The sequence below is a fragment of the Achromobacter insuavis genome (genome assembly GCF_902859645.1).
Classification (GTDB): domain Bacteria; phylum Pseudomonadota; class Gammaproteobacteria; order Burkholderiales; family Burkholderiaceae_B; genus Achromobacter; species Achromobacter insuavis.
On record NZ_CADIJR010000044.1, the window covers coordinates 46149 to 55941 of the forward strand.

At 69.7% G+C, this 9793-nt stretch carries 10 protein-coding genes; 4 read left to right on the forward strand and 6 right to left on the reverse strand.

All coding sequences use genetic code 11. The features are described from left to right. Positions 1-75: 75 nt before the first annotated feature. Together H0523_RS20615 and H0523_RS20620 are read left to right on the forward strand one after the other, a co-directional pair. Complete coding sequence (locus H0523_RS20615; RefSeq protein WP_054430572.1) at positions 76-978, forward strand: dihydrodipicolinate synthase family protein; 903 nt, start codon at positions 76-78, stop codon at positions 976-978. A gap of 13 nt (positions 979-991) precedes the next feature. Continuing rightward, on the forward strand, positions 992-1966 hold the full coding sequence (locus H0523_RS20620) for a tripartite tricarboxylate transporter substrate binding protein (RefSeq protein WP_054416944.1): 975 nt from the start codon (positions 992-994) through the stop codon (positions 1964-1966). 101 nt (positions 1967-2067) lie between these two features. On the opposite strand, the gene H0523_RS20625 is transcribed toward H0523_RS20620, so the two are convergent. From H0523_RS20625 to araD, 3 genes are all read right to left on the reverse strand, one after another. Further along, complete coding sequence (locus tag H0523_RS20625) at positions 2068-3057, reverse strand: Bug family tripartite tricarboxylate transporter substrate binding protein (protein ID WP_054430573.1); 990 nt, start codon at positions 3055-3057, stop codon at positions 2068-2070. Between the two features lie 64 nt (positions 3058-3121). After that, positions 3122-3832: a ribonuclease activity regulator RraA gene (locus H0523_RS20630; RefSeq protein ID WP_054430574.1), complete on the reverse strand. Its 711-nt coding sequence runs from the start codon at positions 3830-3832 to the stop codon at positions 3122-3124. A 47-nt stretch (positions 3833-3879) separates the two neighbouring features. Then, positions 3880-5610 (reverse strand): L-arabinonate dehydratase, encoded by a 1731-nt coding sequence (araD, locus tag H0523_RS20635; RefSeq protein WP_054430575.1) that lies wholly within the window; start codon positions 5608-5610, stop codon positions 3880-3882. Between the two features lie 157 nt (positions 5611-5767). Between araD and H0523_RS20640 the strand changes: the two genes are divergently transcribed. Continuing rightward, the gene (locus tag H0523_RS20640) at positions 5768-6457 is read left to right on the forward strand and encodes a GntR family transcriptional regulator (RefSeq protein ID WP_054430576.1); all 690 of its coding nucleotides are present in this window, start codon (positions 5768-5770) and stop codon (positions 6455-6457) included. An 11-nt stretch (positions 6458-6468) separates the two neighbouring features. On the opposite strand, the gene H0523_RS20645 is transcribed toward H0523_RS20640, so the two are convergent. Both H0523_RS20645 and H0523_RS20650 read right to left on the reverse strand, forming a co-directional pair. Beyond that, positions 6469-6924 (reverse strand): GNAT family N-acetyltransferase, encoded by a 456-nt coding sequence (locus tag H0523_RS20645; protein WP_054430577.1) that lies wholly within the window; start codon positions 6922-6924, stop codon positions 6469-6471. A 3-nt stretch (positions 6925-6927) separates the two neighbouring features. Further along, positions 6928-8304: a beta propeller repeat protein gene (locus tag H0523_RS20650; RefSeq protein WP_054430578.1), complete on the reverse strand. Its 1377-nt coding sequence runs from the start codon at positions 8302-8304 to the stop codon at positions 6928-6930. Positions 8305-8477: 173 nt separating this feature from the next. Between H0523_RS20650 and H0523_RS20655 the strand changes: the two genes are divergently transcribed. Then, positions 8478-9053, forward strand: a complete 576-nt coding sequence (locus tag H0523_RS20655) for a surface-adhesin E family protein (RefSeq protein ID WP_054430579.1) — start codon at positions 8478-8480, stop codon at positions 9051-9053. Positions 9054-9066: 13 nt separating this feature from the next. On the opposite strand, the gene H0523_RS20660 is transcribed toward H0523_RS20655, so the two are convergent. After that, the coding region (locus H0523_RS20660) for an ABC transporter permease (protein ID WP_180180134.1) at positions 9067-9793 on the reverse strand (727 nt) is incomplete at its 5' end.

Here is a 9793-nt window from a genome sequence, read left to right on the forward strand (position 1 = left end):
TTTTATTTTGGATCCAATATCCAATCAATAGCCCGACAGTACAAACCGGGCGGATCACGCAACAGGAGCGGCAGCATGAGCATTCAATGGCAAGGCGTATTTCCCGCGGTCACCACCAAACTGAAGCCCGATTTCTCGCTCGACCCGGATGCCATCCGCCAGGGCCTGGAGCGCCTGATCGCCAACGGCGTGGGCGGCGTGGTGATGATGGGCATGGTGGGCGAGAACGCCCAGCTCGCCCCCGAAGAAAAACAGGCGGTGCTGCGCCTCGCGGTCGAGACCGTGCGCGGCCGCGTGCCGGTGGTGTCGGGCGTGGCCGAGACCGGCACCGCGCGCGCCGCCGCCTTCGCGCGCCAGGCGGCGGAGATCGGCGTCGACGGGCTGATGGTGTTTCCCGGCCTGACGTACAAGTCGGACGAGCGCGAAACGGTGGCGTTCTATCGCAGCGTGGCGCAGGCCAGCCCCCTGCCGATCCTGCTGTACAACAACCCGCGCGGCTACGGCGTCGACCTGACGCCCGACCTGGTGGCGCAACTGCTGGAAGAACCGACCATCGTCGCGATCAAGGAGGAGTCCTACGACACCACCCGCGTAACCGACCTGATCACGCGCTTCGGCGACCGCCTGGCGGTGGTCTGCGGCGTCGACGACCTGGTGCTGGAAAGCGCCGCGCTGGGCGTCACCGCCTGGGTCTCGGGCATGGCCAACGCCGTGCCCAAGGCCTCGGTGGACCTGCTGCGGCTGGCGGCCGAGGGCGATCTCGTCCGGGCCCGCAAGCTGTATGCGGCGCTGACGCCGCTGTTCCATCTGGACACCGTGGTCAAGCTGGTGCAGCACATCAAGCTGGCCGAGCACCTGATCACCGGCAGCGCCGAAACCGTCAAGCCGCCGCGCCTGGACCTGGCCGGCGCCGAACGTGAACGCACCCTCGCCATCACCCGCCAGACACTGGCGGATCTTTCAGCCCTGGGCTACTGATACCGGAGCCACCATGACCCGCACCCGCCTGCCCGCGCTGGCCTTCAGCGCCCTCTCCTTCCTGGCCTGCGTCGCGGCCGCCCCCGCCGCGATGGCGGCCGACTACCCCAGCCGCTCGATGGAGCTGGTGGTCGCCTACCAGCCCGGCGGCGGCAGCGACAACACCGCCCGCGCCATCGCCGAGGCGGTGCGGCCGCCCCTGCTGGCGCAACCGACCGTGGTCATCAACAAACCCGGCGCCAGCGGCTCGATCGGCTGGTCGTACGTGGCCAACGCCCAGCCCGACGGCTACAAGCTGGTGCTGATGACGCCGGAAATGCTGGTGGTGCCGCTGATGGGCATCGGCAAGACCACCGTCAAGGACTTCCAGCCCATCGCCCGCTTCACCGACGATCCGTCGTCGGTCACGGTGCGCGCCGACGCGCCGTGGAAGACGGTGGAGGAATTCCTCGACTACGCCCGGAAGAATCCGGAACGGGTGGCGGTGTCCAACGCCGGCATCGGCACCGTGCCGCACATGGCGGCCGCGGCGCTGGGCGAGCAGACTGGCGTGAAGTTCGTGCACGTGCCCTACCAGGGATCGGCCCCGGCCATCATGGGCCTGTTGTCCGGCGACGTGCAGGCCACCACGGTGGCCTATGCCGAGTTGCAGCAGCACGTGGACACCGGCAAGCTGCGCACCCTGGCCGTGATGGCGCCGAAGCGGCTCGACACCCTGCCGGACGTGCCGACCATGAAGGAACGCGGCGCTGACCTGCAGTTCAGCGTCTGGCGCGGCATCGGCCTGCCGAAGTCGGCCCCGGCCGACGCCATCGAAAAATGGCGCGCCGCCGCGCGCCAGGTGGCGCAGTCGCAGGACTTCCAGGCGCTGATGCGCAAGCAGAACCTGACGCCGTCATACGCCGACCAACCGCAATTCGCGGCCGACGTGGCGCGGCAGGAACAGGCCTTCAATGCGTTGGTGCCGAAGCTGAACCTGAAACCCTGACGCGGCGAATCCGGGCGCGGAAAACAAAAGCCCCGGCTCCAGGCCGGGGCGGGAATCAGGTCTTACATGATGGGGCGTAGGCTTGCGCCCATTGGCAGCCATCACTCCACCGTCGCCCCCGACTTCTTCACCACCTCCGCCCAGCGCGGAATCTCCGTGGCCATCAGGGCGCGCAGTTCGTCGGGGGTGCTGCCGACCAGTTCCATGCCCATGGTCTTGCCGAGCTTTTCCTGCACGTCGGGTTCCTTCAGGATCAGCGCGATCTCGGCGGCGAGCTTGTCGAGGATGGGCTTGGGCGTGCCCTTGGGCGCATACACCGCCTGCCACGAGGCCATCTGGAAGCCGGGCACGCCGGCCTCCTGCATGGTGGGCACGTCGGGGGCCAGCGAGATGCGGTCCTTGGTGGTGACGGCCAGCAGCTTGAGCTTGCCGGTCTGCAGCAGCGGCAAGGCGGCGGTCATCTGGTCGAACATGAACGTCACCGCGCCCGAGGACACGTCGACCATGGCGGGCGGCGTGCCCTTGTACGGCACGTGCGTCAGCGGCACGCCGATCATGCTGGCGAACAGTTCGCCGGCCAGGTGGGTGGAGGTGCCGGCGCCGGAAGACGCGAAGGTGCGCTTGGACGGATCCTTCTTGAGCAGCGCGATCAGGTCGGCCACCGAGTTCACGCCCAGGTTCGGATCGACCAGCAGCACGTTCGGCAGATAGGCGATCAGCGAGACCGGCTCGAAGTCCTTGACCGGGTCGTACTTCAGGTTCTTGTACAGGCTGGCGTTGATGGCGTGGGTGCTGATGGTGCCGCCGAACAGCGTGTAGCCGTCGGGCGCGGCCTTGGCCACGTAGGTGGCGCCGATGCCGCCGGCCGCGCCGGGCTTGTTCTCGACGATGACGTTCTGGTGCAGCCGGTCGCCCAGCTTCTGCGCCAGCACACGGCCGACCACGTCGGTGGAGCCGCCCACGGTGAACGGCACCACGTAGGAAATCGGCTTCTGCGCCGGCCATTCGGCGGCCGTGGCCGGCAGCGCCCACGCGCCCAGCAGCGGTCCTGCCAGCAGCGCGGCCAGCGCGCTGCGACGTTGCTTGTTCATGCTTGTCTCCTGCCCTCTGTGTTTTATAGGCATGGGTCGCCGGCCGGTCGGCCGGCGCCAAGGCTCAACGGCCCTGTTCTTTGCGCCAGGCGGCGAATTTGTCCTTGGTGCCCGGGTCGGTGGGCGGATACAGGCCCAGGATCGACGCGCCGGCCTGCACCTGGCTGGTGACGAAGTCCTCGAACGCGGTCATCTCCACCGCTTCGTCCGCGATCTCGTCGGCCAGGTGCGCGGGGATCACCACCACGCCCTCGCGGTCGCCCACCACGATGTCGCCGGGGAACACGGCCACGTCGCCGCAGCCGATGGGCGCGTTGATGTCCAGCGCCTGGTGCAGCGTCAGGTTGGTCGGCGCGGACGGACGGTTGTGGTACGCGGGATAGCCGAGCTCGGCGATCTCGGGCGAGTCGCGGAAACCGCCGTCGGTGACCACGCCGGCCACGCCGCGCTTCATCAGGCGGGTCACCAGGATCGAACCGGCCGAGGCGGCGCGCGGGTCCTTGCGGCTGTCCATCACCAGCACCGCGCCGGGCGGGCAGGTCTCGACCGCGGCGCGCTGCGGGTGGGCGCGGTCCTCGAACACCTTGATGGTGTTCAGGTCCTCGCGCGCCGGGATGTAGCGCAGCGTGAAGGCCGGGCCGACCATGTTGGGCAGCGTCGCGTTCAGCGGCCGCACGTCCTGGATGAACTGGTTGCGCAGGCCGCGCTTGAACAAGGCGGTGCACAGCGTGGCGGTGCTGATGCCGGCCAGCTTGGCGCGGGTGGCGGGATTCATGTCTGACACGGAAAACTCCAGGGAAAGCGATTCAGGGGATGGCGGGTTCAGAAGATTTCCGGTTCCGGCACGGGCGCGCCGAAGCTGGTCTCGAGGAAGTCGAAATCGCAGCCCTCGTCGGCCTGCAGGATGTGTTGCGAGTACATCCAGCCGTAGCCACGCTCGTAGCGTTTGGGCGGCGGCGTCCAGGCGGCGCGGCGCGCGGCCAGTTCCTCGTCGCTGACGTTCAGGTGGATGCTGCGGGCCGGCACGTCGACGGTGATCAGGTCGCCGGTCTTGACCAGCGCCAGCGGGCCGCCGATGTAGGCTTCGGGCGCGGCGTGCAGGATGCAGGCGCCGTAGCTGGTGCCGCTCATGCGGGCGTCGGACAGGCGCAGCATGTCGCGCACGCCCTGCTTGACCAGCTTGGTGGGGATCGGCAGCATGCCCCATTCCGGCATGCCGGGGCCGCCCTGCGGGCCGGCGTTGCGCAGGATCATGATGTGGTCGGCGGTGACGTCCAGGTTCTCGTCGTCGACCGCGGCCTTCATGCTGGGATAGTCGTCGAACACCAGCGCCGGGCCGGTGTGTTGCAGGTATTGCGGCGCGCAGGCGCTGGGCTTGATGACGCAGCCGTCCGGCGCGATGTTGCCGCGCAGGACCGCCAGCGCGCCCTCGTCGTAGATGGCGGTGTCGAGCTTGCGGATGACGTCGTCGTTGTAGACCTCGGCGCCGGCGATGTTCTCGCCCAGCGTCTTGCCGGTGACGGTCATGGCCGACAGGTCCAGGTGCCCTTCCAGGCGCGACATCAGCGCCGGCAGGCCGCCGGCGTAGAAGAAGTCTTCCATCAGGTACTTGTCGCCGCTGGGCCGGATGTTGGCGATGACCGGCACCTTGCGGCTGGCGGCGTCGAAGTCGTCCAGGCCCACCGGATGGCCGGCGCGGCGCGACATCGCCACCAGGTGGATGATGGCGTTGGTGGAGCAGCCCATGGCCATGGCCACGTTGATGGCGTTGTGGAACGAGGCCGGGCTCAGGATGCGCTGCGGCGTCAGGTCATCCCAGACCATCTCGACCACGCGGCGGCCGCACTCGGCCGACATGCGCATGTGGTTGACGTCGGCCGCCGGGATCGACGAGGCGCCCGGCAGGGTCATGCCGATGGCCTCGGCGATGGCGGTCATGGTGCTGGCCGTGCCCATGGTCATGCAGGTGCCGTAGCTGCGGGCGATGCCGCCTTCGACCTCGGTCCATTGTTCCTGCGTGATCTTGCCGGCGCGGCGCTCGTCCCACAGCTTCCAGGCGTCGGAGCCGGAACCGAGGATCTTGCCCTTCCAGTTGCCGCGCAGCATCGGGCCGGCGGGCACGTAGACACAGGGCAGCCCGGCGCTGATGGCGCCCATCAGCAGGCCCGGCGTGGTCTTGTCGCAGCCGCCCAGCAGCACCGCGCCGTCCACCGGGTGGCTGCGCAGCAGTTCCTCGGCCTCCATCGCCAGCATGTTCCGGTACAGCATGGTGGTGGGCTTGACGAACGATTCGGACACCGAGATCGCCGGCAGTTCCACCGGAAAGCCGCCAGCCTGGAACACGCCGCGCTTGACGTCCTCGACGCGCTGCTTGAAGTGGCTGTGACAGGGGTTCAGGTCGGACCAGGTGTTGATGATGGCGATGATCGGGCGGCCGGCCCAGTCGTCGGGGCCGTAGCCCATCTGCATCATGCGGGAACGATGACCGAAGGAGCGCAGGTCGTCCTTGGCCATCCAGGCGGCGCTGCGCAGGCTTTCGTAGGTGCGTTTCATAGGGGAAGCGGGGTCCAGGAAGGCGGTGGAATGAAACTGACGAAATCATTGACCAGACCATTTAAACACTAATACATTAGTGCGTCAGCTAGGTGAAAACCCGCTACACTCCGCTTCCACCACCGACCGTTCCGACCCTTTACCGAACTTCGCTCCGATGCCCAGCCACAAGCTCAGACTGGACCGCTCGCGACACGCCGCGCCGCAGGTCTTCGAACATCTGCGCGAACAGATCATGTCCCTCGAACTGGCGCCCGGCGCGCCGCTGTCGCGCGTGACGCTGGCCGAGGCCTACGGCCTGAGCCAGACGCCGATCCGCGACGCGCTCATGAAACTGGCCGAGGAAGCCCTGGTCGAGATCTATCCGCAGCACACCACGGTGGTCAGCCGCATCGACATCGCCGCGGCGCGCCAGGCGCACTTCCTGCGACGGTCGATCGAGCTGGAAATCGTGCACGTGCTGGCGCAGCAACCCGATCCCCTGCTGGTCCAGCGGCTGCAGGCCAGCATCGACCGCCAGCGTGTCTGCCACGCCGCCGGCCAGTACCAGGAATTCATGGCGGCCGACCAGGCCTTCCACCGCGACATGCACGCGGCCGCGGGCGTCACGGCGCTGTGGGACATGGAACAGCGCTACAGCGGCCACGTCGACCGCCTGCGCCGCCTGCACCTGCCGGAAGCCGGCAAGGCCGAACGCATCATGGACGACCACCAGCGGGTGCTGGACGCCATCGCGGCGGGCGATGCGCCGCGCGCGCAGCAGGCGTTGCGCGAGCACCTGTCGGGCACGCTCAGCCAGGTGGCCGAGATCTGCAAGCGCTATCCGGACTACGTGCAGGCCGACTGAGGCCGGGAGGCTCAGGCCTCGGCGCGCGGGGGACGGTCGCCGCGCGATTCCAGCAGCAGGTAGTCGCCGTCCTCGCCCGCGCCGGCGCCGATTTCCACGAAACCGCAGGCCTGGTAGAAGGCCAGCGCCGCGGCGTTGCGCCGCAGGCACTTGAGCCGGTAGCGCGTCACCGGCCAGCCGGGCAAGGCGCGCAGCAACGCCCGCGCCACGCCCTGCCGCTGCCAGGCGCGGCCCACATACAGGTGGTGGATGAAGTCGTCAGGCTCCCACAGCGACACGAAGCCGGCCAGGGCGCCGTCCGCGGCCAGCGCGACCCAGAGCCGTTCGCCCTCGGTCTGCGCGTCCAGGTCGACCGCGCGCAGGCTGGCCGGCGCCAGCCAGGGATAGGCCTCGCGGCGCGTCGCCAGGAACAGCGCGCGCAACCCCGGCAGATCGGCGGCCCGCGCCTCGCGCACGGTCGGCGTCATGCCTCACTCCAGCGCATAGCGCACGATGATGGTCTTGCCGCCGCGATCGACGTGCACCAGCACGCCCTCGCCCGCCGCGTCCAGGCCGAGCAGGCCGCGCTCCTGGTCGGGCGAGAGCTGGAACGGCCGCCAGGTCCTGCCCTGGTCGCGCGTGTGGAAGTAGGTGCGGGTGTAATCCTTGAACGAGAACAGGTGGTCGGCATAGGTCTGCACCACCCAGCCGTTGCGGCCGAACCAGGCCTGGCCGATCCAGGTGCGCTGGCCGCGCACGGCCGGCATGGCGGCCAGCTCGTGCCAGTTGCTGTCGGCCGGATCGAGCCGGTAGATGCGGTTGTCGTCGGTGGCGTATTCAGGCTGCCCCACCCGCGGCTGCGAGCGCGGATCCTGCGGCGGCACCGGCGGCACGTCGTGGGTGATGCGGAACGCGGGCGAAGCGCCGTCCTGGAACCGCACCTCGAAGCGCCGGGTCTCGATGCGGCGCGCCACGCCGACCGTGACGCGGTCGCGCCAGCTCCAGCCGACGGCGCGGTCGGCGGCCAGCGGATAGAGCGACCAGCCGTACACCAGCTGATCGGTGGCGGCGCGGCCCGGGCCCAGGTGTTCCAGGAACGCCCGGCCATAGCTGTCGGCGTCGGGCCAGACCTGCTCGCGCAAGGACAGCGCCGACCAGTGGCGCGCGCCGTCCTCGCTGACCAGCAGGCGTTCGTCGCCGGCGCCATTGCTGCCGTCGGTCAGCGCCATGGCCCGCTCATCGGTCAGGAACACGGTGAACCGCCGTGGCGCGCCCAGCTGCAAGTCAGGCGCGTAGCGCCAATTGGCGCCCTGGTCGTCGGAACGCCAGACGTCCCACCCGCTGGAAGCGTCGCCGTCATGGCCGCGGCGCTGGCTGCCGCCCACCAGGTAGATGGTCTGCCCCTGCGGCCCGCCGAGGAGCGTGACGCCGGTGTCGCCGCCGATCGAGCCGAGCAGCGCGTAGCGGCCATTGTCACGGCCGCCATAGACCAGGTTGCGCACATCACGCGCCGAGGCGGCCGCCTGCAGCATGCCCTGCGTCGGATCGGCCGACGCGGCCTCGGCGCGCGCGGCCCCGTCCGCCTGGCAGCAGTCCGCCGCGGACGGCAGCAGCGCGTCCAGCACCGGCGCCTTGGCCAGGCCGGCGATATCCTTGTCGCCCGCGATCAGCTGCCCGACCAGGAACTGATGCTCGCCATAGCGGTACAGCCGCGTGCGCGAGTAGCCGGCCAGCGGCGGGCCATCGAGCTCGCCGATGACTTCGCTGCGCGCCAGCGGCTCGCCTTCCGGCATGAGCTGGTAGAACCCGTAAGCCAGCACCCCGGTCACGGCGATGGCCGCCGCGCCGGCGAGCACCCTGATATTCATCGTCGTCGCCTCTCCTCCGACCCCGGCCGGCGCCCCGTGGCACGGCGTCGGCATCGCTTGTCGAACGGACGAGACTATACCCCCGCGCCGCGCTTGCCGCCGGGTTCCGGCCGTCATGATTTCTTTCTCTATACTGGGGTGACTCCACACCGATGTCCCACAGGGAAGGCCCCATGACAGCAAGGCAAGCGCAACTCACCCTCGTCCTGGCGGTATTGGGGGGGCCTGCCTGGGCCCAGGCGGGCAGCGCGGAGCCGGCCACGCCGGCCGATACCTGCGCGGTGGTGACGGTCCGCCAAGGCGATCCGGTCCCGCCCGACGCCTGCGCCGTCAGCATCGCGCCGGCCACGCCGGATACCGGCGGCATCGTCTTCGGCGGCGCGCCGGCCTGGCAGCCGCTGGCGCCGCAGTCGATGCCCGGGGTGTTCTACGACCGCGACTCGATCGTGCAGCTGACCGAGCGGCCGCTGGTGATGCTGGCGACGGTGGCGTGGTTCTATGCGCAGCCGCGGGTCTCCGAGGCCAATGGCCAGCCCTACGGCTCGGTGACGCAGCCCGTGACCATCAATTGCAGCAACAACACCTACACCATCACCGAAACCCAGCACTACGCCGGCCCCAACGCCACCGGGGAACTGGTGGAATCGCTGCCGGTGGCCGGCATTTCCAACGCGCCGGTGGCGCGCGACCCGGTGCAGCGGCAGCTGCGCAGCGTGATCTGCCCGGCCGGCAAGTCCTCGCGCAAATAGCGGCGGCGCCGGCCTACCCGCGCCAGTAGCGGTACAGGCCCCGGGCGGCGGCATCCAGCAGGAAGCCCAGCGCGCCGATCAGCAGCACCATGGCCATCAGCTCGGAATAGGCCAGGCGGTCGCGGGTGTCGAGGATGAAATAGCCCATGCCGGCCGAGACGCCCAGCATCTCGCACGGCACCAGCACGATCCAGAGAATGCCGATCGCCAGCCGCACGCCCGTCAGGATGTGGCCCAGCACGCCCGGCAGGATCACGTGGCGCAGGGTCTCCCAGCGGGTCGCGGCCACGCTTTGCGCCAGCAGCAGCCAGCGCGCGTCCAGCTGCTGCACGCCGGCGGCCGTGTTCAGCACGATCGGCCAGACGGCGGCGAAGGCCAGCAGGAAATACACCGGGTCGTCGCCCACCCCGAACACCATCACCGCGATCGGCATCCACGACAGCGGCGAGATCATGCGCAGGAACTGCATCGCGGGCGACAGCGCCGCCTCCAGGCGGCGGTAGCTGCCGATGGCCAGGCCCAGCGGCACGCCGATCGCCAGCGCCAGCCCCAGGCCCACCGCCACGCGGCGCAGGCTCACCAGCACATGCAGCGGCAGGTCCGAGCCGGTCAGCAGGGCCCACAGGCTGGCGAAGGTGGCGCCGGGCGCGAAACGCCGCGCCATGCCGCCGGCGGGCGCCAGCACGTCGGTGCCCAGCCACCACAGCGCCAGCAGCGCCGCCAGTCCGGCCAGGCCAAGC